This window comes from Nocardioides sp. NPDC127503 (assembly GCF_040302165.1).
Classification (GTDB): Bacteria; Actinomycetota; Actinomycetes; order Propionibacteriales; family Nocardioidaceae; genus Nocardioides.
This window is the reverse complement of record NZ_JBEORH010000014.1, coordinates 48,902-71,106: the sequence shown is the minus strand read 5'-3', so window position 1 is coordinate 71,106 and position 22,205 is coordinate 48,902. Positions and strand designations below refer to the sequence as shown.

Here is a 22,205-nt window from a genome sequence, read left to right as displayed (position 1 = left end):
GACACTGCCCCCACGGGCATTGGTTGCATGGACGCATGTCTGAGCGGATCGTCAGCGCCATCACCGGGCCCGTCACGAAGTGGGTCGTGCTCGGCTTCTGGCTGGTGATGCTGGTCCTGATGGGGCCGCTGACGGGCAAGCTGGGCGATGTCGAGTCCCACGACAACTCCGACTGGCTCCCGGCCAACGCGGAGTCGACCCAGGCGATCGACGAGCTCGCCAAGGTGCAGGACCCCGACGACCTGACGACGACGATCGTCTACCACCGCGGCGGTGGCCTGACGAAGTCCGACTACACCGCGATCGTGCTGCAGATCCCGGAGATCGCCTCGCTCGATGGAGTGGTCACCCAGGAGAGCAAGCCCGATCAGCCGGTGATGCCGGCGATCGCCTACCCGACCGGGGAGAAGAAGGGCCAGAAGCACGGCCTGGTCTCCCCGGACGGCGAGGTCGCGACGGTCTCGCTCGTGGTCAACTACGCCGACGAGGACCCGACCGCGCTGCTCGACCTGCGCGACGACCTGGTCGAGATGACGAAGATCGACGGCGTCGACGTCTACATCGGCGGCGCGGGCGGTTCCACGGCCGACCAGATGGAGGCCGGCGCCGGGATCGGCGGCGCCCTGCTCTACGCCGCCGCCGGGGTGGTCATCGTGATCCTGCTGATCACCTACCGCAGCCCCGTGCTGTGGTTCCTCCCGCTCGTCTCGGTGCTGGTCGCGCTGGTCGTGTCGATGGGCGTCGTCTATCTCTGCGCCATGTACGCCGGGCTGACCCTCAACCAGATGAACCGGGCGATCCTCGATGTGCTCGTCTTCGGTGCCGGCACCGACTACGCGCTGCTGCTCATCGCCCGATATCGCGAGGAGCTGGGCCGTCACGAGGACCGGCACAAGGCGATGGCGGCGGCGCTGCGCGGGTCGGCACCCGCGATCATCGCCTCGGCCGGCACCGTGACCGTCGGCATGCTCGGCCTGATGGTCGCCACCATGGGGTCGACGGCCAGCCTCGGCCCGGTCTGCGCGATCGGCATCGTCGCCGGCCTGGTCGTGATGCTGACCCTGCTCCCGGCCCTGCTGGTGATCACCGGTCGCTGGGTGTTCTGGCCGGTCAAGCCGGCGTACGGTACCTCCGGCGAGAAGAGCGGCGGCATCTGGACACGGCTCGGCGGCTGGATCCGGAAGCGGCCCCGGGCGGTCTGGATCGGCACCGCCGCGGCGCTGCTGGCCTGCTGCGGCGGGCTCTCGATGCTCAACATCACCACGCTGGACAGCTCGGAGACCTACACCAAGGACTTCCCGTCGCTGATCGGCGACCGGGTGCTCGAGGAGCACGACCTCGGCGACCCCTCCAACCCGATCCAGGTCGTCTCGGCACAGGGCACCGAGAAGGACGTCGTCGAGGCGCTGACGAAGGCCGGCTACGAGGGCGTCACCCCGGTCACCGACGGCACCCACGAGGTCGCGCTGACCGCGGTCCCGCTGTCCACCGACCCGATGTCGAAGGCGTCGTTCGACACCGTCGAGGACGTACGCAGCGTCGTCCACACCGTCGACGGCGCCGACGCGCTCGCCACCGGCACGGCCGCGATCCAGCTCGACATGGCCTCGGCGACCGACCGGGACACCAAGGTCGTGATGCCGCTCGTGCTCGGGCTGGTGCTGATCATCTTGATGATCCTGCTCCGCTCGGTCCTCTCCCCGCTGCTGCTGATGGCCACGGTCGTGCTCAGCTTCGGCGCCGCGCTCGGCCTCTCGGCGGTCATCTTCGACGCGATGGGGTTCGCCGGGCAGGGCCGCGAGTTCCCGCTGTTCGTCTTCGTGTTCCTGGTCGCACTCGGCATCGACTACAACATCTTCCTGATGCACCGGGTACGCGAGGAGGTCGTCGAGCACGGCGACACCCGGCGTGCCTCCCTGGTCGCCCTCTCGGCGACCGGCGGCGTCATCACCAGCGCCGGCATCGTCCTGGCCGCGACTTTCGCGGTGCTCACCACGCTGCCGCACGTGAGCTTCATCGAGATCGGCCTGGCGATCGCCCTCGGCGTACTCCTCGACACCCTCGTCGTCCGCTCCATCCTGGTCACCGCCATCAACCTCGACCTGGGCGACATCATCTGGTGGCCGAGCAGGCTGGCCCGCGGGCGAACGAAAATTCGTTCGCCTCATCCGGCGGCCGGTCGGAGGCCGATGCCCTCGCCGCAGCCCCCGCCAATGCGTGGCCCGCGACCCCCTCGGGACCTCCGGGGCCGACCTGATCTTCGGGGCCATCCGCAGCAGCCGCGGCCGCGCGATCCTGGTCGGTACTGATGGCCTGCTGCGAATTCCGCGAAGTGTCTTTACGATGTGCCTACGACTCGGGTCGCTCGGCCCGGTCGCTCCACTTCACTGACATGCGGGGCGTGCGACATGGGGCCAGACGACCAGGACAAGACGAGACCCGGTACGCCGCGGCCGACGCCGCCTCCGGCGCCTGAGCCGGCGAACCCGATCGACCCGGACGCGACCCGGATCCCCGGCTCAAGCCCTACTCCGCCGCCGCCTCCGCCTCCCCCGGCATCGGCTCCTCCGTCGTCTCCCCCTCCGTCGTTTCCCCCGCCTGCCCAGCCGCCGTCGGCACCGCCCCCGCCGCCGCCCAGCGGCTACGGGCCGCCTCCGGGGCAGCCGCCGGTTGCGTACGCCTCCGGTTATGGGCTGCCGCCGCACCACCAGCAGCCGAAGAAGAACAACAAGGGGCTGCTGATCGGGCTGGGTGCCGCCGGCGCGGTGGTGCTCGTCGCGCTGCTCGGCACCGGGGCCTGGGCGTTCTTCACCGGGCGTCTCGGGTTCGGCCCGCTGAGCGCGGAGGACAAGAAGGCGGTGGTGGCGATCGCCGCGGACGCGCCGAAGCCGACCTGGGCCTCGGCCGGGGACGCCAAGTGTGCCGCCGAGCAGCTGGTCAAGGACGAGCGCAGCGACGCCCTGCGCAAGGCCGGGCTGATCCAGATCTCCGGTGAGTCGGTGACCTACACCGGCGCGTGGCGGGGACAGCAGGCGACGACGTACTCCGAGGGCCTGCTCTCCTGCTCCGGCGACTGGAGCAAGACGATCGGCAAGGAGTGGGCGCTGACCGACACCGACTGCCTCGGCGACGTCGACGAGACCGCGATGGCCGGCCTGATCACCACCCAGGTCATGGAGGTCGAGGACGCCGGCGTCACGAAGCAGGCCGAGAAGGCGGTGGCCGCGCTGGACGAGTGCTACGTGAGCGACGAGCTCACCGCGCCGGCCGCGACGGCGACTCCCGCCGTGCTCGGCGTCGACTTCGCGGTCACCTCGCCGACCGTCGAGGGCAGCGAGGTGGTCGTACAGGCGAAGTCCGCCGACTCCTCCGAATGGGCCCCGGTGGACGGCGGCAAGATCAACATCCCCGTACGTGAAGGCGGCCAAGAGGGTTGCGCGACCTTCCAGGCCTCGATCAGCTACCCCTGGGGCACCACCAAGACCAGCGAGAGCGAGGCCTGCGGGAAGGCTAAGGACCGCCGACTGTGGTGGACCAAGGACAAGTCGTGCGCCCAGCCGAAGTACGCCCCGTGCAGCTCCTGGACGCTCCACTACGAGGGCTACGAGCTCCTCTCCAGCGTGACGATCAAGCTGAAGCTCAACGGCGGAGACTGCCGGTCGGCCTCCGGCTCGTGCTCGGACACGGCCTTCGTCACCAAGCCGAGTGGCACATGGACCAACTGGACCGCACCGAAGGGCTGGAAGGACCGGTTCACCGCCGAGGTCGACGGTCTCAAGGCCGTCCTCCCGAACTAGCCCAGCCCAACTAACGCCTTAACAATTGGTCTCGCCCGTGGCGTTGCCGCACGACGATCGTTAAGGGGACGCTAGGGTTTCGGCAGAGGTCTGGAATCGGGTAAAAAAATCAGGGCGAGGTTCTAAAGATGGTTGCGTTCCCCCAGGAAGGCGAGCAGTTCGGTCGCTACGTGATCGAGCGGGTCCTGGGTCAAGGTGGCATGGGTGTCGTCTACCAGGCGAAGGACCCGGCACTGCGACGCAAGGTGGCGCTCAAGCTGGTGCTGCCCTCGCTCACGGTCGACAAGGACTTCATCACCCGCTTCGAGCGGGAAGCCAACATTTTGGCCAAGCTGCGCTCGCGCAACATCGTTCAGATCATCGAATACGGCGAGGTCGAGGGCACGGTCTACCTCGTCACCGAGTACGTCCCTGATGGCGACCTGCACGGCTGGCTGAAGACCAAGGGGCCGCTGGAGACCGTCCAGGCGCTGCGCCTGGTCGGTGACGTCAGCGACGCGCTCTTCGACGCCCACCGCGCCGGCGTGGTCCACCGCGACGTGAAGCCGTCCAACGTGCTCCTGTGGGAGCGCCAGGAGGGCGAGCTCGTCCCCTACCTCACCGACTTCGGCATCGCGACCGAAGGCGACTCCAACGTGACCCGGGCCGGCTCGGTGGTGGGCTCGCTGCCTTACATGTCGCCCGAGCGTCACATGGGTGAGCAGGCGACCGCTTCGGGCGACATCTACGCCGCCGGTTGTCTGCTGTGGGCCTGCCTGACCGGCAAGGCGCCCTACGTCGGCACCGACTTCGAGCTGATGAGCGCCCACATCAACAGCCCGGTGCCGAGGCTGCCCGCCTCGACGCCCGGCGCCGACCTGATCAACCCGATCATCCAGCGGGCGCTGGCGAAGAAGCCGGAGAACCGCTTCCGCACCGCGGCCGAGCTCTCCAAGGCGCTCGACAAGGCCGCCGACCGGCTCGAGGAGTCCGGTCTCGGTGGTGGCGTCATCGGCGCTGTCGCCGGAGCAGGCGCCGCCGATCTCGGCTCCCGTCCTGGGGTCACCTGGGACACCACCGCGGACGGCAACTCCGGGGCCGGCGCCAACGCCCCCGAGGCAGAGGCCCAGCCGACGATCGTCAAGCGCCCGGGCGAAGGCACCCCGACTCCCGCCCCGCTCGCCAACGAGACCGACTCCACGGTCGTGCACAGCGGCAAGGGCCTGCCCCACGCTGCCGCCGCTGCCGCTGCGTCCTCGACCGGCGGCACCGGCGGAACCGGCGGCGGCCAGCCCGAGTGGCTACCGTCGCACCACTCCAGCGCCGGTCAGGGCGACGGCGGCGACAAGAAGAAGCTCTACGCCATCGTCGGCGGCGGGGTCGCCGCGGTTCTGCTCGTCGGCGTCGGCATCTTCACCCAAGGCTTCGGCATCTTCGGTCTCCACGGCGACGACGGCAAGGCGGCGGAGGCGATCGCCAGCGGCGTACCCAAGCCGGGCTGGGCCACCGAGGACCAGATGACCTGCGCGGCGGAGACCCTGGTCGGGAAGGTTCCCGCCGCCGAGCTGCGCTCCCACGGAGTCGTGGACGCGGGCGACGACTGGACCTACACCGGCGAGTGGCCCGCGGACGACGCGATGAACTTCAGCCGGGGCCTGCTCGACTGCACCGAGTCCTGGGCGACCGAGATCGGCGACAACTGGAAGGTCGGCGACACCCGCTGCATGGAGAAGGAGGTCGACAAGACCTCCATGGCCGGCCTGATCGCGGTCGACGATCTCCTCAAGGACGGCGACCCCGGTGCCGCCGGCCCGGCCAAGGAGAAGGCCGTCAAGGCCCTCGACGCGTGCTACGTCAAGGCCGACGCCCTCGGCGCCAAGGTGACCCCCAAGCCCGCCTACATGCAGGTCGACTTCGACGTGCAGGAGCCCACCGCTCCCGGCGGCGAGTCGGTGATCGGGATCGCCAAGACGGGCAGCAGCAGCTACGAAGAGCTCAAGGGCTCCTCCTACGAGCTCCCCGTCGCCGAGGGCGGCGTCGAGGGCTGCATCGCGGTCAAGACCACCGTCGACTTCGCCTGGGGCACCGAGAAGGCCACCGACGCCGAGACCTGCGGCAAGGCACAGCCGAAGAAGCTCGAGTGGGTCAAGCAGGACCAGTGCACGGACAAGGCCTACAACGCTCAGAAGGTCGCCTGTAACACCTGGACGCTTCACTTCGAGGGCTTCCAGCCGGGCAAGAAGTTCGACGTCAAGCTCACCATGAACGGTGGCAAGTGCTCTGACGCGAAGGGGGCGAAGTGCGTCTGGCCCGGCACCCCCGACGGTGAGGGCAAGGGCGCCGTCATCAACTGGTCGGGCCCGAAGGACTGGAACGCCAAGTTCGTCGCCACGGCCCCCGGAGCGAGCGCCCAGATCGACAACTAGTTCGACAACTGGGCGGTGCCTACTAGGCTGCTTGGTGATGAGCGAGCAGCCGACACCTCAGCAGATCCGCCGGGCGCTGGCCCGGGCCGAACGCGGCGCAGCCCTGGACGTGGCGGAGGCTTCGGCACTCCTCGCGGCGAGGGGCGATGACCTCGAACGACTGACCACCGCCGCGGCGAAGGTACGTGACGCTGGACTGGTCGCGGCCGGACGCCCCGAGACGGTGACGTACTCCCCGAAGGTCTTCATCCCGGTGACCAAGCTGTGCCGGGACCGATGTCACTACTGCACGTTCGTGGAGACGCCGGGACAGGCGGAGCGGGAGGGCCGCGAGCCCTACCTGAGCCCCGATGAGATCCTCGAGATCGCTTCCGAGGGCGCGAAGCTGGGTTGTCTGGAGGCGCTGTTCACCCTCGGCGACCGGCCCGAGGACCGGTGGCCCGAGGCGCGGGAGTGGCTGGAGTCCCGTGGCTATGAGTCGACCCTCGACTACGTGCGCGCGATGGCGATCCGGGTGCTCGAGGAGACCGGGCTGCTCCCCCACCTCAACCCCGGGGTGATGTCGTGGGAGGAGATGAACCGGCTCAAGCCGGTCTCGCCGTCGATGGGGATGATGCTCGAGACCACGAGCCGCCGGCTCTTCGAGACCAAGGGTGAGGCCCACTACGGCTCGCCCGACAAGGACCCGGCGGTGCGCCTGCGGGTGCTCGAGGACGCCGGTCGCCTCTCGATCCCGTTCACCTCCGGGCTGCTGGTCGGCATCGGCGAGAACCTCACCGAGCGGGCGGAGACGATCTTCGCGCTGCGGAAGGTGCACAAGGCCTACGCCGGGCTGCAGGAGATCATCGTGCAGAACTTCCGCGCCAAGCCGTCGACCGCGATGCGCCATGTCGACGACCTGGGGCTGGATGAGTACCTGGCCGCGATCGCGGTCACCCGGATCGTCCTCGGACCCAAGGCCCGGGTCCAGGCGCCGCCCAACCTGGTCGACCTCGACGAGTGCCGGGCGCTGCTCGGCGCCGGGATCGACGACTGGGGCGGCGTCTCGCCGCTGACGCCCGACCACGTCAACCCCGAGCGCCCCTGGCCCTCGCTGGACGCGCTGCGCCAGGTCAGCGCCGAGGCCGGCTTCCAGCTCAGGCCGCGGCTGACCGTCCACCCCGAGTACGTCAACGGCACCCTGCGCGACGGCCAGGCCTGGATCGACCCGCGCGTCCTCTCCCACGTCGAGGCTCTCGCCGACGAGGACGGGCTGGCCCGTGACGGCATCCGGCCCGAGGGGCACCCGTGGCAGGAGCCCGACGGTGGCTTCACCGCGGCCGGGCGGGTCGATCTGCACGCCTCGGTCGACACCGAGGGCCGCATCAACGACCGGCGCGACGACTTCGAGACGGTCTACGGCGACTGGGACGCCGTACGGGAGGCAGCCACCGCGACCGGCGCTCCGGCGATACTCCACGCCGAGGGGCACGAGGCTCTCGCCGCAGCCGAGAAGGACCCCGGCAACCTGTCCGACGAGCACGCGCTGACCCTGATGACCGCCGAGGGCGACCTGCTGCGCCAGGTCACCAAGCTCGCCGATGACCTGCGCCAACAGGTCAACGGCGACACCGTGACCTACGTCGTCAACCGCAACATCAACTTCACCAACGTCTGCTACGTCGGCTGCCGGTTCTGCGCCTTCGCCCAACGCAAGACCGACGCGGATGCGTACTCCCTGGATCTGGACCAGGTCGCCGACCGCGCCGAGGAGGCGTGGAACCTCGGCGCCACCGAGGTCTGCATGCAGGGCGGGATCGACCCCGAGCTCCCCTCGACCGCCTACTTCGATCTCGTCCAGGCCGTGAAGCAGCGGGTGCCGGAGATGCACGTGCACGCCTTCTCCCCGATGGAGATCGTCAACGGCACCTCCCGCACAGGGCTGTCCATCGAGGACTTCCTGATCAAGGTCCGCGAGGCCGGGCTGGGCTCGCTCCCGGGCACTGCCGCCGAGATCCTCGACGACGAGGTCCGCTGGGTCCTGACCAAGGGCAAGCTGCCCGCGAAGACCTGGATAGAGATCGTGTCGACCGCCCACCGCGTCGGCATCCCGACGACGTCGACGATGATGTACGGCCACGTCGACAACCCACGCCACTGGGTCGGCCACCTCCGCGTCCTCGCCGGCATCCAGGACCAGGCCCGCGAGCACGGAAACGCCGGATTCACCGAGTTCGTACCCCTCCCCTTCGTCCACACCAGCGCCCCGATCTACCTCGCCGGCGCCGCCCGCCCGGGCCCGACGATGCGCGACAACCTCGCCGTCCACGCGCTCGCCCGGATCATGCTCCACGGCCGCATCGACAACATCCAGACCTCCTGGGTCAAGCTCGGCGTCGACGGCACCAGGGCGATGCTCCAGGCCGGCGCCAACGACGTCGGCGGCACCTTGATGGAGGAGACCATCTCCCGGATGGCCGGCTCCGAGCACGGTTCGGCAAAGACCGTCGCCGAGCTCGAGGAGATCGGCGCAGGCATCGGCCGGGACGTACGCGAACGGACGACGTTGTACGAAGGCCGATGACCTCATGCACGTCGTGTTCTACCGGAACCTCAACCTCGGTCATGCCGGGTCGCCGAACCGGGAGCAGCTGGAGGGTGCGCTCGAGCGGGGCGGCGCCTTGCGCGTGAGGTCGTTCCAGACGAACGGGACGGTGTTGCTCGAGGCCGAGGCCCCCGAGAGGGTCGTGGCTGCGGCAGCCGGCGAACTGGGCTCCCTGGCAGGGTACGACGACGCAGCCATCGTGAGGCCGCTGGCAGATCTCGAACGCGTGCTTGCGCTGGGGGTGTTCGAGAAGCACCAGTCCCCCCGTACGTACCGCGAAACCGTGACGTTCTTCCAGGGCGGCACGGAGCCGAGCTGGTCGATGCCGTGGACCAACTCCAAAGACGACGTCGACGTGCTGCACATCGGAGACGGGATCGCCCTGAGCCTGATCCGCAAGCCCCGCAACTCCGCGGGGAGTCCCACCCTCGAACTGGAGCGGGCCACCGGTGGCGTGGCCACGACGAGGACCCGCGGCTCCATCGACCGGCTGTTGAATGCCGCCGAAACGTGGAAGTAATCCCCCAGTCAAAGCCGATGCGTAGGCCACCGGGGAGTGGCAGGGGGTATCGGAAACGGCTAACCTCTACGATCCTCGCTGAACCGTCTCGAGGAAGAGTGAGATGTCCGAACCCGGCAGCACCGCTCAACAACAACCGAAACCCACCGAGCTCGCCAACGCGGCGGCTGAGGAGGCCCGTCGGCGTCGGCTCGGGCTGCCCCCGATGCCACGGCGGCGGCGCGACCGCAGCCGCCCTGTACGCCTGGCGCTGCGCTGGCTCGTGAGCGTCGGCGTGCTCGTCATGGTGGCCTTCCTCGGCACCTCGGCGTGGGCGTACTTCACCGGTGAGATCGGGCCGATGCGCGGGGACGAGAAGGACGCCGCGCGCACTCTCGCCCTCGCCGGCGACACCCCGGCCTGGGCCGACCCCGAGCAGATCCGCTGCGCCGCGGACGCCGTGGTCAAGGACAAGGGCAGCGCCGCACTCGCCGATGCAGGAGTGGTCACCAAGACCGGCGGCGGGTTCAGCTACGCCGGCGAGTGGCCCTCCGCGCTGGGCTCGCAGTGGTACGCGGAGCTGCTCGGCTGCGCCGACGGTGGCGCCAACAGCTGGAGCAAGCAGGTCGCGGGCGCATGGACGCTCGACGACGCGCGATGCCTGCGGGAGGTCGGCCGCCCAGCGATCGCCGGCGTCCTGGCCGTCACCAACCTGCGGCTCACCGACGAGGACCTCGCCGCCAAGAACGTCGACGCGATCACCCACCTCGACAGCTGCTACGCCCGCACCCCCGAGGCGCCGGTCGGTGCCGCCGCCGCGGGCTACCGTGAGGTCACCCTGAAGGTCACCGCCCCGGCGGTCACCTCCGGCATCGCCTCCATCGACGACGGCGCCGCGCAGCCGACCGCCGGCGAGGACCCGGAGCTCACCTACACCCTGCCGGTCGCCAAGGGCGGCAGCGAGGCGTGCGTGCAGGCGACCACCAAGGTGACGTACGCCTGGGGCACGGTCCGCACCGGCGAGCCGGCCAATCTCTGCGGCAAGGCGGCCGCGGCCCGGATGGAGTGGCGCACGTACAAGCACGCCTGCCCGAAGGGCATGCCCAAGTGCGCCTACATGGCTGCCTACGTCGAGGGCCTGTCGGACAACCAGAGCGTGAAGGTCACCTACCGGCCATCGGGTGATTTCAAGTGCCCGGGCAAGAAGCCGGCCTGCAGCGTCACGGTCAAGGCCGACGACGCGGGCAAGGCTCGGGCGCCGGGCATCCTGGTCACCGGCAAGAAGGGCAAGGTCGTCGCCAGTGCGGGCAGTCTGAAGGCGACCTATCCCGGCTCGTAGGCTGGTGCGCGTGCCTTCCGACCTCACCTTCGGCGCGACCCGCGGGCCCAGCCCTGACCCGGCTCGACGCCCGCCGGCCCTGCCCCGCAAGCGCCGCCGGACCCTCGTCGACCTCCCCGGAGGGACGTACGCCGCCGGCGACTCGTTCGGCGAGGGCTACCAGGCCGACGGCGAAGGCCCGGTGCACTCCGTCGACCTACCGGGCTTTCGTTTGGACGCCACCGCGGTCACCAACGAGGAGTTCGCCCGGTTCGTGAAGGCGACCGGCCACGTCACCACGGCCGAGCGAGAGGGCTTCTCGGCCGTCTTCCACCTCGCCTTCGACGGCTCGCCGCGCGACATCCTGGGCCGCTCACCAGAGGCGCCCTGGTGGCTCGGCGTACGCGCCGCCTCCTGGCGGGCACCGGAGGGCCCCGGCACCAACATCGGCCGCCGCGGCAACCACCCGGTCGTGCACGTCTCCCACGACGACGCGCTGGCCTACTGCGAGTGGGCCGGGACGAGGCTGCCGACCGAGGCCGAGTGGGAGTACGCCGCCCGCGGCGGTCTCGCCGGCTCGCGGTTCCCGTGGGGTGACGACCTCGAGCAGGACGGCACCCACCACGCCAATGTCTGGCAGGGAGCCTTCCCCGACACCAACACGGCCGACGACGGGTTCGTGACGACCGCTCCGGTGCGGACGTACGACCCGAACGGCTTCGGGCTGTTCCAGATGATCGGCAACGTCTGGGAGTGGTGTGCGGACTGGTTCTCGCCGACCTACTACGCCGACCTCGTCGACTCAGGCTCCTCTGCAGACCCGCGGGGCCCGGCCGAGGGCCTGACCCGCGTCATGCGCGGCGGCTCCTACCTCTGCCACGACTCCTACTGCCACCGCTACCGGCTCTCGGCCCGCTCCAGCAGCCCGCCCGACTCGACCGCGGGCAACCTGGGGTTCCGCTGCGCGGCCGACCTGGACGGTCAGTCCGCCGGGTAGAACTTCTTCGGGCAGGTGTCACCCGCACAGGTCGCGTACTTCTCGCTCAGCCCGCGCAGCTCGGCCAGCTCGTCGGCGTACTCGGGGAGCAGCGCGAGCGAGCGGATCTGGTAGGGGTCGTCGGCGAGGTTGTAGAGCTCTTCGCTGCCGTCGGAGAAGCGGGCATAGGTCCAGTCACCGAAGCGGATCCCTGAGTAGATCTGCTTGTAGCCGTCGTTGACCCGCCAGGCGGAGAGCGGGATCACCCGGTTCTGCGCGGGGGCGTTGAGCCACGGCATGATGTTGACGCCGTCCTGCGTCCGCCCCGGCTCGGCGCCGGCGACCGCCATGATCGTGGTGGCGATGTCGGGGTTGCCGATCCCGGTGGCCAGGGACCGTCCGGCTGGGATGCCCGGGCCGCGCAGGATCACCGGGATCCGCTGCGTCTCGCGGTAGTGCATCAGCTTGCCGTTGATGTTGTGGCCGCCGGTGGTGTAGCCGTTGTCGGAGGTGAAGATGATGATGGTGTTGTCGAGCTGACCGGTCTCCTGCAGACGGAGTACGTGGCTGGCGACCGCCCGGTCGAGCGACTGAACGGCCTCGACCCGCTGCTCGTGCGCGATCCGCAGCTCGGCGCGGCCCTGTGCGTCGAACTGCTTGCGGGAGGCCGAGATCCGCGGCGCGTCGGTCGGGGTGCGGAACATGTAGGGAGTGTCCGGCAGCTCGAGACCGTCGAAGGAGTGCTTGTCCTCCTCCGCAGGTCTGGTCGTGCTGGTGCCCTCCGGGTCTTCCGGCTCATCGGGCCCGCCGTGGTGCGGCGCCACGTAGTTCAGCCACATGTACCACGGCTTGTCGGCGCGCTCGGGCGCCGAGATCATCTCGTTGGCCTGGTCCCGCATCACGTACGTCGTGTAGCGGTTGTAGGTCGTGAGCTTGCCGTTGTGGTTGACCCGCGGCCGGATGAAGTTGTAGGTCGACATGTCGGTCGTCGCCCGCCAGTCGGTCCACCCGGGCGGCACGTCCTTGGCGGTCCCGTTGAGGCCGTAGCCGTTGAGGTACTTGCCGGCGAAGAGGGTGTCGTAGCCGGCGTCCTGCAGCGCCTCGGGCAGCGTGCCGGTGTGGTCCATCGACTCGTAGCCACCGCGTTCGCCGTTGATCGTCACGGTGTCGTGGTTCTGGCTGTACTGCCCGGTCAGCAAAGACGCACGGGCCGGCACGCAGATCGGCGTGGGAGCGATCGCCTCGGTCAGCGAGGTGCCCTGCGCGGCCAGCAGGCTGCGGGTGTGGGGCATGAACTCGAGGTCCTCGTAGGCGAGATCGTCCGCCGTGATCATCAGGATGTTGGGCTTGGTGGAGTAGGGCGCCCAGTCGGGCGTCGCCGTCGGCGTCGAAGGCACCACGCCCTCGTCGTCGCGCGCGAAGGCGTTCCCGGCCAGAGACCCCAAAGACCCCAGCGGGCCGGCCGATTCAGGCATCACGCCGAGCGCGATCGAGGCGCCGGCGAGCACGGCAACAGCCGCCACCGCCAATCGGGCGCGAGGCGCCATCTGGTCTGCTCCCTTGGTCGATCCCCGCGTCGTATGTTCCCGTCCGGTTCCACTCCATACCGGACCGGGTTAACGTTACCGAAGGGGGCCGTCATGGCCCCAATGCCCGGCTGATCAGGAGACTCAAGTGAGCGAATCGCGCGAGAACTACGGCGACTACAGTGTCGACGACGAGGACCAGATCACCGGGGAGGACGCGCTCTCCGGGGACGTTCTCGAAGGTGAGGTGCGCGACGAGCTCGACCACGGCATCGTCACCGCCGACCACTACTCCACCGACTACGGCAACACGCCCTGGGAGGAGGAGCACCGTGAGTGCATCGACCAGCGCCGCCACCAGGAGGTGCCGGAGCCGGATCCCTACGCGGTCGAGTACGACGATGCCGAGGAGAGCGACGACCCCGACGGCCGCGAGGTCGGCAACAAGCGAGCGGGCCGACTGGTCGACCCCGACAACGGTGAGGGCGAGGATGCAGAGTCCGAGCTCTACGGCATCGATGCCGGCATCGACGGCGCCGGCGCCTCCGCCGAGGAGGCCGCCATCCACATCATCGACGACGACGCCGACAGCGACGGTGGGGACGACTATCGCTAGGCCGTGAGGTCTTCGATCTCCAGCACGATCTCGACCTCGAACCCCTCAGAGCTCTCCAGGTAGAGCGCCGTGTGCTCGTCGCCGCCGGCGTGCGGGTAGCGGTCGGCGTACATCTCGTGCCAGCCGTGCTCGGTCGACGCCGCACGGATCCTGTCGAGCTGGTCTCGGTCGTCGATCATGAACGCGATGTGGTTCACGCCGGGCCGGAGCCGGTCCTGCGTGCCGTGCTGGTCCTTGGAGTGCTCCATGAAGACGTACGTCCCGTCCGGTGCCTCCCAGAAGTGGCCCTTCTCTCCGGCCTCCCAGCCGAGCTCGCCGAAGAGCCAGCCCCACTCCCCCGACGCGGTGTCGAAGTCGTCGACCCAGAGGTCCCAGTGGTGGATCGCCCGCATCTTCGTCTCCTCGGTTCAGGCGATCATCCGACGATCGCGACGTTCTTGACCTCGATGTCGTGCGCCTCTTCGCCATAGTTGTGTACGGCGGTGGCCATCGTCTCCAGCACAGCGGCGGCGCGTCCGGAGGCGTCGATCATCCGGCGTGCGGCGCGGTCCGCGGCCTGCTTCGACCCTGTCTCGGCCGACCAGCCGGCAGTGATCTGGTCGACCTCGTCCATCAGGTCGGTGAAGAAGCTGCGCAGATCTCCGGCGGCAGTCTTCAGAGTCGTCTCGAGGTCCTCGATGCTGGCTTCCTTGACGATCAGGCTGTTGTCGCTCATCAGATGTTCCCCAGTCGCTGCTCGAGATTCGAGGCCTGCCCGTGCGCCTCGTGGACAATCTCGTTCTGGGTCGTCGCGTGCTGGACGTCCACGTCGCGCAGCGCGGCGGCGTACTCCTGCATCAGCGTCGCCAGCCCGCCGACCTTCTCGTACCACGTCTGCAGGGACTCCACGAGACCTCCGGCGGCGCTCCCCATCATCCCCGGCACGGCGCTCTCGATGTTGCCGGAGAGGGTGGTCAGCAGCTTCTCGAGGTCGGCGATGCTGTCTTCGACATGCTTGGCCGCAGCGGTCTGTTGACCGACTGTCAGTTGAATGTTCACGGGCGCCCCAGAGTATTCGATGTGCCGGTGAGCCTGAGGCTACATTGTCCTTCGGCGTACGTGGGTTGGGTACAGACTCGGAAGGCTCGGTGGATGGCGTCGTACGACTTCGAGGTGGATCTGGAGTCCCTGGCCAAGGCTGCTCAGGGGCTGGCCGAGACGGTGCAGCTGTTCAAGGACAAGGACGTCGAGGATTTGGTTCCGTCTGAGGACGCCTGCGGCTCCGAGGAGGTCTGGGGCGCGGTCGAGGAGTTCAAGGACCGCTGGGAGCGCGGCATGAACAACCTCTGCGAGGACGTCGGCGAGATGTCCGGCCGCATCGGGAAGATCGCGATGAACTACTTCGAGCTCAACGAGACGGGCAAGACGGAGATGGACAAGGCCAAGTCCGCCGCGACCGACCTCACCATCACCGGCGGAGGGAAGTAGCCGGTGCCCGACTTCACCATCAAGGGCAATCCCGGTGAGATCCGCTCCCGCGGCCAGACCTGCGCCGACAAGGGCAAGTTCTTCGACCAGACCGGTGACGCCCTCACCAAGATCGACACCCAGGGCTGGATCGGCCGGGCCGCCGACAACTTCCGCGACGCCCACGACCGCGAACCGAACCGCTGGTACGAGGCCGGCACCGGCTTCCGCGCCGCCGGCAATGCCCTGATCGAGTACGCCTCCGCGCTGGAGACCGCCCAGCAGAACGCGGCGACCGCCAAGTCGGAGTACGAACGTGGCGAGGGCGTCACCACCCAGGCCAAGTCCGACTACGCCGACTACTCCAGCCGCTTCGACCAGGCCCGCTCCGACGCGCTGGCTGGCGGGATGACGTACCCCTACACCAAAGACCCCTTCACAGACCCCGGTGCCGAGATCCGCTCAGGCGCGCTGGAGATGTTCGAGACCGCCAAGAGCGACCTGAAGATCGCCGCCACACGCTGCGCCCGAGAGGTACGAGTCGGCTGCAAGGACGCCCCAGAGAAGCGCAACTGGTTCGAGTCCGGACTCGCCTTCGTCGGCGGCATCTTCGAGGGCGCCGGTGAGGCCGTCTGGGATCTCGTCAAGATGGGCTACAACATGGGCCCGCTCCACGACATCATCGAGCTCGCCACGGGTGACCTCACCGCGGAGGAGCTGGCCGCCCAACAGTCGATGATGCTCGAGGACGCCGAGGCGCTGTGGCAAGCCCTCAAGACCGATCCCCTCGAGTTCGGCAAGCAGCTCGGCAAGGGCCTGCTCGACTGGGACACCTGGGCCGACGACCCCGCGCGCGCGATCGGCCACCTCGTCCCCGACATCGTCGCCGGCGTGCTGACCGGCGGAACCGGAACCGTTGCCACCCGTGGCATCAAGGGCGGCGCCGACGCCCTCGATGCGCTCAGCGACATCGCGGGTGCGGCCCGGGGTCTGCGTGGTCTCGATGATCTAGGCGACCTGAAGTCGATCGATAACGGTCTGGACGGCCTAGGCGATCTCAACAAGCTCGACGAGATTCCCACCGGCCGCGAGTACCAGATGATGGACGGCAGCGTGCACAAGACCGACTTCGCCCCCGAGCAGATCGGATCGAACCGGGCGACGATCGACGCAGTGCTGGACCAGCATGGGACCGACCGAGACTCGATGACCAGCCTCGTCAACAAGCCCACTTCACAGCTCACCGACATCGAGGCGCAGCTACTGCGCGACGTACGTGACGATCTGCCGCGGCCCGAAGCGGACACGATGATGCAGAAGGTCATCGGTCAGCCCTCCTTCGACAAGGACGGCAACCTGGTCCAGTCGGGCGCAGACGACTACATCCTGGGAAACAAGTCCGGGTTCGATGTGACTCAGGTACGTGGCTCGGTGGCGATCGCCGACGACGTCTCACACCTCGGGACCCCGGAGGAGATCAGGCGGGGATTGCGCCTCGACTACAGCGGCACGCCGTTCCGGGAGGGTGATCCGGGTACACATGTGCTCAGGTTCCGCGCCGATGAACCTGGAGGATTCGAAGTCCCAAGGAACTCGACTATGGGCGGAAGCACCAAGTTCGACACGTGGACGGACCCGTTCACCGGCAACGGCTTCACCAAGGCGACAGACGACTTGGTCCCAGAGTTGTACGCCAACAATGTGACCATGCGGGAAGGCGCTGAGATGTGGGAGATCCTGGACAACGGAAACCAACGCTTGGTCGCCGTTCTTCAGAACAGGGAATGGATCCCGCAGGGGAACTGAGAGGCTGACATGCGAACGTCTGGAACCTACTTCGACTACCGAGGGCACGAGCTCAAGCAGTCCTTCCTCGGCGATGACTGGGTAGCGGTCGACATCCCAAATCCGGACGAAGCCCGCTTTCCCGATGCGCTTGAGTTCGGAGAGACGAGGGGCCAACAGTGGGTGAAACTCCCATTGGCCGCCGTCGAAGGGCGGCGCAAGGAAACGGTTCGAGCGACCTGGCGTGGAGCCGAGGTCACCGTCGACAACCACGTGACGAACACCGAGGTTCTCTTGGGTTTTGTCGGCCCGCCACAGCAGGCAGAGGATCTCGGTATGGAGGGTGACCAGTACATGGGCTGGACGGTCATCGCGCCGGCCGACGAACTCGAGAACGTCTCCGTCGACGTCAGAAAATTCTAGGAGCCGTTCGTGCCTTCAAATCGCATCGTTCTGCAGAAGCTGCTGACTGGCGAAATGGCTGGTGCCGTGGTTCAGGATGGCCTGGACGAAGTCGCCGGGACCGTCGTCGATGCGGCTGATGCATCCAGTCTCCGAACACCGGCCGAGATCCTCGCCGCGTACGGCTTCGATGAGCAGGCTTCCACTGAGCCTGAGTTCATCGACGTGGTTCGGTTCGTCCAGCCAGTCCTGGGCAGGCTCTCCGTCCCGTCCGCTCAAGACACCTCTCGACCCTGGCCCACATACCCGACCGGATTCCTACGTGCCAGCACCTTGGTCCCGGTCTGGAGCCTGGCGAGAACGCGATACCCGGTCGGTGCTGAATACTGGCGGATCCGCTCAGACGGCGAGCAGAAACCTCTCTCGATCTACGCCGGGACCGGTCGCGGCTGGCGAGGGGCGAAAGGATGGCGCCCACCGGCGAAGTTCGTCGGCACCAAGGCTCGGTGGCAGGGAGTCGAGTACGTCGCCGATGTCGACGGCGACCAGGTGCTCCTGACCCTCGGTGAAGACGACGGAGCGGATGGTTTCGAGATGGTGCGTCCACGCATCTGGGTACGAGCGGTCCCGATCGATGAATGTGAAGTCTTCGAGATCGTCGCGACCGCGAACGTGGGCGAGACGCCTGCACGCGTGCTCGAGGCCGACGGGACCAACGCACGCGTCGAGCTCGTTTCGGATGACCCCGAGGGCGCCGATCGAATCGGCGCCACTCTGACCGAGCCCGGGATCTTCGAGGCTGTCGTCCCGATGGGACGGCTCGCTGGGTTGCAGGTGGTCACAAACGAGCTTGTGCCCGCGGAGCCCGCCCCTCACTCCTCGGACACGCTGTAGATGGGCATCTTGATCGAGGGCACCAAGGTCTACGAGGACGACGAGACGGTGACGTACACGTTCTTCAGCCCCGGCACCGACCGGACCGGCCAGGTGTCGATCACCAAGTCCGACATCCGTTCGCGACTCTCGACACTCGATACTGACCTCGGCCCTGCGGGCGCGAAGATCCTCATGAAGGCCTACAAAGACGCTGCCGCGACGGGGACCTGGCCGGACAAGGTGCTGTACGCCGCGTAACACCCGAAACCGAGTCGCGGGAGGGCGAACCCGCGTGTGAGGATCGGGGCGTGAGTGACCTGAAGACCTTCATCGCCGGGCTGCCCAAGGCCGAGCTCCATGTCCACCACGTCGGGTCGGCTTCGCCGAGGATCGTCGCGGAGCTGGCTGCGCGGCATCCGGGGACGGTGCCGGCGGATATCGAGCTGCTGCGGGAGTACTTCACGTTCAGCGACTTCGCGCACTTCATCGAGGTCTACCTCTCGGTCGTCGACCTGGTCCGTACGCCGGAGGACATCCGCTATCTGACCTACGAGATCGCGCGCGACCTGGCGCAGACCCAGCAGGTCCGTTATGCCGAGCTGACCTGCACGCCTTACACCTCCGTGCGCCCGGACCTGGTCGTGCGCGAGCCGGGGACCGGGCACACCGGGATGGCGATCGAGGCCTACACCGAGGCGCTCGAGGACGCCCGGGTGGGCGCCGAGCGCGACTTCGGGATCACGCTGCGCTGGATCTACGACATCCCGGGTGAGTCCGGGATCCCGGCGGCCGATGCGACCCTGGCGTACGCCGTCGACCACGGCCCGGAGGCGCTCGTCGGGTTCGGGCTCGGTGGGCCCGAGGTGGGGGTTCCCCGGCCGCAGTTCGAGAGGCATTTCGACGCGGCCCGTGCCGCGGGGCTCCGCTCGCTGCCGCACGCCGGCGAGACGACCGGACCGCAGACGATCTGGGACGCACTGACCGTGCTGAAGGCCGAGCGGATCGGCCACGGCACCTCGGCGGCCCAGGACCCAGCCTTGCTCGCCCACCTCGCCGAGCACCGGATCCCGCTCGAGGTCTGCCCCTCGTCCAACGTCGCCACCGGTGCCGTCGCGACGCTCGAGGAGCACCCGCTGAAGACGTTCGTCGATGCCGGCGTGCCGGTCACGATCAACTCCGACGACCCGCCGATGTTCGCGACCACGCTCAACCAGGAGTACGAGATCGCGGCCGGCCTCCTCAGCCTCGACACAGCCGGCATCGCCCACCTCGCCCGTGCCGCCGTCGACGTCTCCTACGCACCCGACGACCTCAAGGCCCGGCTGCGCGCCGCGATCGACACGTACGCCACGTCTTAAGCGCTTGACGCGGCTCGGGCCCGCCCGTTTGCTGGTCGGCATGAGTGAGCTGACACTGGCGGTCAACGGGATCGAGCTGTGCGTCGAGACGTTCGGGAGTCCCGAGGACCCGCCGATCCTGCTCGTCGGTGGGATGAGCGCCTCGATGGACTACTGGGAGGACGACTTCTGCCGGGCGCTGGCCGCGGGCCGGAGGTTCGTGATCCGCTACGACCACCGCGACACCGGCCGCTCGACGACCTGGCCGCCGGGAGAGCCGGGCTACACCGGGCGCGACATGATCGCGGACATCCCGGCTCTGCTCGACGCCTTCGGCCTCGACAAGGGCCACGTCTTCGGCATCTCGATGGGCGGGGCGCTGGCCCAGTGTGCGGCGGTGCTGTATCCGGACCGGGTCCAGACGCTGATCCTCAACGAGACCTCACCGGCCTTCGACGGCGTACCCGACCTGCCGCCGATCGGCGAGGAGCTGGCCGACTTCTTCGCGAAGGCCGCCGAGAGCACGGTCCCGGATCCCGACGACCACGAAGCTCTGGTGTCGATGCTGGTCGAGGACCAGCGTGCGTTCGTCCCCGAGGGCTACGACGAGGTCAGGATGCGGGCGGTCATCGAGCGGGTCGTACGTCGCACGCCGGACATGCGGCCGAGCTTCGCCAACCACCAGGCGATGAGCGACGGCGAGCCGGTCGTGGCGACCTTGGCCGACATCGCCGCCCCGACGCTGGTCATCCACGGCACCCGCGACCCGCTGTTCCCGATCGGCCACGCCGAGATCCTCGCCCGTGACATCCCCGACGCGACGCTCCTCGTCCTCGACGGCGTCGGGCACGAGCCGCCCCCGCCCTCCACCTGGGATAAGGTCATCCCAGCGATCATCGATCACACGAGCTAGACCTGCTCGATCTTCCCGAGCACGTCCCCGATCGCGACCGTCCCACCCACGTCGGTGCCGCGGGAGAGCACGCCCGAACGATGTGCGGCGACACGGGTCTCCATCTTCATTGCGTCGATGACCGCGACGTCCTGGCCCTCGGTGACCTGCTCGCCGTCGGGGACGAGCCAGTCGACGAGCACACCGGGGACGGTGGCCTCGAGGACGGCCGGGTCGGCGGCGGCCGCCGGTCCGGCATCGGCCGTCGCCGCACCGCCCGCCGCGAGACCACGCAGGAGCTCATCGGGGAGCCCGAGCATCACCCGGCGACCGTCGATCTCGATCGGCACCCGCCGAAGCGGCTGCACGGGCGCGGGCTCGGGTCGCCGCTGCGCCTCCAGGCGCGGCATCAGCGTGGTCTCGATCCACTGCGTGTGGACGGCGAACCCGGAGGTTGAGAAGGCCGGATCGTCGAGCAGGACACGAGCGAAAGGTACGACGGTCGCGACCCCCTCGACACTGAGCTCGCGAAGCGCGCGGCGGGCGCGTACGACGGCGGTGTCCCGGTCCGGCGCGTGCACGATCAGCTTGGCGATCAGCGAGTCGAAGGCGCTCTGCACCGTGTCGCCCGCCTCGATCCCGGCATCCCAGCGGACGCCAGGCCCGGCGGGGACCCGCAGGCCCGTCACGACGCCGGGACTCGGCAGGAAGCCGCGGCCCGGGTCCTCGGCGTTGATCCGCAGCTCGATCGCGTGGCCCGTCGGCGCCGGCGTCTCCGAGAAGGAGAGCCCTTCGCCCGCGGCGATGCGCAGCTGCTCCGCGACGAGGTCGACGCCGGTGACCGCCTCGGTGATCGGGTGCTCGACCTGCAGCCGGGTGTTCACCTCGAGGAACGAGATCACCCCGTCCTCGCCCATCAGGAACTCGACGGTCCCGGCCCCGCGGTAGGAGACCGCCGCGCAGATGTCGCGCGCGGCGTCGTGGATGCGGCGGCGCTGCTCGTCCGTGAGCCCCGGGGCGGGTGCCTCCTCGACGAGCTTCTGGTTGCGGCGCTGCAGCGAGCAGTCCCGGTCGCCGACGACCACGACGTGTCCGGTGCCGTCGCCGAGCACCTGCGCCTCGATGTGCCGTGGGCGCTCCAGGAACCGCTCGACGAAGCACTCACCGCGACCGAACGCGGCCAGCGCCTCGCGCGAGGCGGAGTCGAAGGCATCGGCGACGTCATCGAGCTCGCGGGCCACCTTCAGCCCGCGGCCACCGCCACCGAAGGCGGCCTTGATCGCGATGGGGAGCCCGTGCTCGCGCGCGAACGCGACCGCCTCGTCGGCCGACTCCAGCGGTCGGTCGGTGCCCGCCACCAGAGGTGCGCCGACGCTCTGCGCGATCCGGCGTGCGGTGATCTTGTCGCCGAGGCTGTCGATGCTCTCGGGACTCGGTCCGATCCAGATCAGGCCGGCGGCCTCGACGGCGCGCGCGAACTCGGCGCTCTCCGACAGGAACCCGTAGCCCGGATGCACCGCGTCGGCGCCGGAGGCCTGCGCCGCGGCCATGAGCCACTCGATGCTGAGGTAGGACTCGGCGGCGGTGGACCCACCGAGCATGTACGCCTCGTCGGCAAGACGCACGTGCAGCGCGTCGGCGTCCTGGTCGGCGTAGACGGCGACCGACACGAGGCCGGCCTCGGCAACCGCCCGCACGACGCGGACGGCGATCTCTCCCCTGTTGGCGATGAGCACCCTGCGCATG

Annotated in this window: 21 protein-coding genes; 15 read left to right on the top strand and 6 right to left on the bottom strand. The window is 68.9% G+C overall.

Translation table 11 applies throughout. The features are described 5' to 3' along the window. The first annotated feature begins 35 nt into the window (after positions 1–35). From ABTW65_RS26165 to ABTW65_RS26135, 7 genes are all read left to right on the top strand, one after another. Positions 36–2,309, top strand: a complete 2,274-nt coding sequence (locus ABTW65_RS26165) for an MMPL family transporter (protein ID WP_350665651.1) — start codon at positions 36–38, stop codon at positions 2,307–2,309. Between the two features lie 99 nt (positions 2,310–2,408). Beyond that, positions 2,409–3,797, top strand: coding sequence for a hypothetical protein (locus ABTW65_RS26160; protein ID WP_350665649.1), 1,389 nt, complete (start codon positions 2,409–2,411; stop codon positions 3,795–3,797). 128 nt (positions 3,798–3,925) lie between these two features. Continuing rightward, positions 3,926–6,202: a serine/threonine protein kinase gene (locus tag ABTW65_RS26155; protein WP_350665647.1), complete on the top strand. Its 2,277-nt coding sequence runs from the start codon at positions 3,926–3,928 to the stop codon at positions 6,200–6,202. Between the two features lie 37 nt (positions 6,203–6,239). After that, a complete protein-coding gene (locus ABTW65_RS26150; RefSeq protein WP_350665645.1) occupies positions 6,240–8,765 on the top strand; it encodes a bifunctional FO biosynthesis protein CofGH in 2,526 nt (841 codons plus the stop codon). Between the two features lie 4 nt (positions 8,766–8,769). Next, the gene (locus ABTW65_RS26145) at positions 8,770–9,306 is read left to right on the top strand and encodes a DUF1697 domain-containing protein (RefSeq protein WP_350665643.1); all 537 of its coding nucleotides are present in this window, start codon (positions 8,770–8,772) and stop codon (positions 9,304–9,306) included. A 103-nt stretch (positions 9,307–9,409) separates the two neighbouring features. Then, positions 9,410–10,624: a hypothetical protein gene (locus ABTW65_RS26140; protein ID WP_350665641.1), complete on the top strand. Its 1,215-nt coding sequence runs from the start codon at positions 9,410–9,412 to the stop codon at positions 10,622–10,624. 10 nt (positions 10,625–10,634) lie between these two features. Next, on the top strand, positions 10,635–11,600 hold the full coding sequence (locus tag ABTW65_RS26135; RefSeq protein ID WP_350665639.1) for a formylglycine-generating enzyme family protein: 966 nt from the start codon (positions 10,635–10,637) through the stop codon (positions 11,598–11,600). On the opposite strand, the gene ABTW65_RS26130 is transcribed toward ABTW65_RS26135, so the two are convergent. Further along, a complete protein-coding gene (locus ABTW65_RS26130; protein WP_350665637.1) occupies positions 11,585–13,126 on the bottom strand; it encodes a sulfatase-like hydrolase/transferase in 1,542 nt (513 codons plus the stop codon). The two genes, ABTW65_RS26135 and ABTW65_RS26130, sit on opposite strands and share 16 nt — an antisense overlap. A gap of 127 nt (positions 13,127–13,253) precedes the next feature. Between ABTW65_RS26130 and ABTW65_RS26125 the strand changes: the two genes are divergently transcribed. Then, positions 13,254–13,721: a DUF5709 domain-containing protein gene (locus ABTW65_RS26125; protein WP_350665635.1), complete on the top strand. Its 468-nt coding sequence runs from the start codon at positions 13,254–13,256 to the stop codon at positions 13,719–13,721. On the opposite strand, the gene ABTW65_RS26120 is transcribed toward ABTW65_RS26125, so the two are convergent. The 3 genes from ABTW65_RS26120 to ABTW65_RS26110 are packed head-to-tail and all read right to left on the bottom strand — an operon-like array spanning position 13,718 to position 14,759. Beyond that, the gene (locus tag ABTW65_RS26120) at positions 13,718–14,113 is read right to left on the bottom strand and encodes a VOC family protein (RefSeq protein ID WP_350665633.1); all 396 of its coding nucleotides are present in this window, start codon (positions 14,111–14,113) and stop codon (positions 13,718–13,720) included. The genes ABTW65_RS26125 and ABTW65_RS26120 overlap by 4 nt on opposite strands. A 23-nt stretch (positions 14,114–14,136) precedes the next feature. Then, positions 14,137–14,436, bottom strand: a complete 300-nt coding sequence (locus ABTW65_RS26115; RefSeq protein WP_350665631.1) for a hypothetical protein — start codon at positions 14,434–14,436, stop codon at positions 14,137–14,139. Continuing rightward, positions 14,436–14,759, bottom strand: coding sequence for a hypothetical protein (locus ABTW65_RS26110; RefSeq protein ID WP_350665629.1), 324 nt, complete (start codon positions 14,757–14,759; stop codon positions 14,436–14,438). The genes ABTW65_RS26115 and ABTW65_RS26110 overlap by 1 nt, the downstream gene beginning before the upstream one ends. Positions 14,760–14,852: 93 nt before the next feature. Here ABTW65_RS26110 and ABTW65_RS26105 point away from each other — a divergent pair, with 93 nt between their 5' ends. Genes ABTW65_RS26105 through ABTW65_RS26095 form a run of 3 tightly spaced genes read left to right on the top strand, consistent with a single transcriptional unit; the run spans position 14,853 to position 17,375 of the window. Beyond that, positions 14,853–15,188, top strand: a complete 336-nt coding sequence (locus ABTW65_RS26105; protein WP_350665627.1) for a hypothetical protein — start codon at positions 14,853–14,855, stop codon at positions 15,186–15,188. 3 nt (positions 15,189–15,191) lie between these two features. Next, positions 15,192–16,973 carry a WXG100 family type VII secretion target gene (locus tag ABTW65_RS26100; RefSeq protein ID WP_350665625.1) on the top strand — a complete coding sequence of 594 codons (1,782 nt, stop codon included), beginning with the start codon at positions 15,192–15,194 and terminating at the stop codon, positions 16,971–16,973. A 9-nt stretch (positions 16,974–16,982) separates the two neighbouring features. Continuing rightward, complete coding sequence (locus ABTW65_RS26095; RefSeq protein ID WP_350665623.1) at positions 16,983–17,375, top strand: hypothetical protein; 393 nt, start codon at positions 16,983–16,985, stop codon at positions 17,373–17,375. Between the two features lie 15 nt (positions 17,376–17,390). On the opposite strand, the gene ABTW65_RS26090 is transcribed toward ABTW65_RS26095, so the two are convergent. Then, positions 17,391–17,633 carry a hypothetical protein gene (locus ABTW65_RS26090; RefSeq protein ID WP_350665621.1) on the bottom strand — a complete coding sequence of 81 codons (243 nt, stop codon included), beginning with the start codon at positions 17,631–17,633 and terminating at the stop codon, positions 17,391–17,393. A gap of 54 nt (positions 17,634–17,687) precedes the next feature. Between ABTW65_RS26090 and ABTW65_RS26085 the strand changes: the two genes are divergently transcribed. The 4 genes from ABTW65_RS26085 to ABTW65_RS26070 are packed head-to-tail and all read left to right on the top strand — an operon-like array spanning position 17,688 to position 20,480. Next, positions 17,688–18,248, top strand: a complete 561-nt coding sequence (locus ABTW65_RS26085; RefSeq protein ID WP_350665619.1) for a hypothetical protein — start codon at positions 17,688–17,690, stop codon at positions 18,246–18,248. Then, complete coding sequence (locus ABTW65_RS26080; RefSeq protein WP_350665617.1) at positions 18,249–18,488, top strand: hypothetical protein; 240 nt, start codon at positions 18,249–18,251, stop codon at positions 18,486–18,488. It abuts the gene before it with no gap. Between the two features lie 50 nt (positions 18,489–18,538). Continuing rightward, positions 18,539–19,588, top strand: coding sequence for an adenosine deaminase (locus ABTW65_RS26075; protein WP_350665615.1), 1,050 nt, complete (start codon positions 18,539–18,541; stop codon positions 19,586–19,588). 40 nt (positions 19,589–19,628) lie between these two features. Continuing rightward, positions 19,629–20,480: an alpha/beta fold hydrolase gene (locus tag ABTW65_RS26070; protein WP_350665613.1), complete on the top strand. Its 852-nt coding sequence runs from the start codon at positions 19,629–19,631 to the stop codon at positions 20,478–20,480. Here ABTW65_RS26070 and ABTW65_RS26065 read toward each other — a convergent pair. Next, positions 20,477–22,204, bottom strand: a complete 1,728-nt coding sequence (locus ABTW65_RS26065; RefSeq protein ID WP_350665611.1) for an acetyl/propionyl/methylcrotonyl-CoA carboxylase subunit alpha — start codon at positions 22,202–22,204, stop codon at positions 20,477–20,479. The two genes, ABTW65_RS26070 and ABTW65_RS26065, sit on opposite strands and share 4 nt — an antisense overlap. Position 22,205 lies beyond the last annotated feature (1 nt).

Excerpts from the sequence above, each read along its gene's own strand:
- ABTW65_RS26165 (WP_350665651.1), top strand. The coding sequence starts at position 36 with ATGTCTGAGCGGATCGTCAGCGCCATCACCGGGCCCGTCACGAAGTGG.
- ABTW65_RS26160 (WP_350665649.1), top strand. The coding sequence starts at position 2,409 with ATGGGGCCAGACGACCAGGACAAGACGAGACCCGGTACGCCGCGGCCG.
- ABTW65_RS26155 (WP_350665647.1), top strand. The coding sequence starts at position 3,926 with ATGGTTGCGTTCCCCCAGGAAGGCGAGCAGTTCGGTCGCTACGTGATC.
- ABTW65_RS26150 (WP_350665645.1), top strand. The coding sequence starts at position 6,240 with ATGAGCGAGCAGCCGACACCTCAGCAGATCCGCCGGGCGCTGGCCCGG.
- ABTW65_RS26145 (WP_350665643.1), top strand. The coding sequence starts at position 8,770 with ATGCACGTCGTGTTCTACCGGAACCTCAACCTCGGTCATGCCGGGTCG.
- ABTW65_RS26140 (WP_350665641.1), top strand. The coding sequence starts at position 9,410 with ATGTCCGAACCCGGCAGCACCGCTCAACAACAACCGAAACCCACCGAG.
- ABTW65_RS26130 (WP_350665637.1), bottom strand. The coding sequence starts at position 13,126 with ATGGCGCCTCGCGCCCGATTGGCGGTGGCGGCTGTTGCCGTGCTCGCC.
- ABTW65_RS26120 (WP_350665633.1), bottom strand. The coding sequence starts at position 14,113 with ATGCGGGCGATCCACCACTGGGACCTCTGGGTCGACGACTTCGACACC.
- ABTW65_RS26115 (WP_350665631.1), bottom strand. The coding sequence starts at position 14,436 with ATGAGCGACAACAGCCTGATCGTCAAGGAAGCCAGCATCGAGGACCTC.
- ABTW65_RS26105 (WP_350665627.1), top strand. The coding sequence starts at position 14,853 with ATGGCGTCGTACGACTTCGAGGTGGATCTGGAGTCCCTGGCCAAGGCT.
- ABTW65_RS26095 (WP_350665623.1), top strand. The coding sequence starts at position 16,983 with ATGCGAACGTCTGGAACCTACTTCGACTACCGAGGGCACGAGCTCAAG.
- ABTW65_RS26080 (WP_350665617.1), top strand. The coding sequence starts at position 18,249 with ATGGGCATCTTGATCGAGGGCACCAAGGTCTACGAGGACGACGAGACG.
- ABTW65_RS26070 (WP_350665613.1), top strand. The coding sequence starts at position 19,629 with ATGAGTGAGCTGACACTGGCGGTCAACGGGATCGAGCTGTGCGTCGAG.
- ABTW65_RS26065 (WP_350665611.1), bottom strand. The coding sequence starts at position 22,204 with ATGCGCAGGGTGCTCATCGCCAACAGGGGAGAGATCGCCGTCCGCGTC.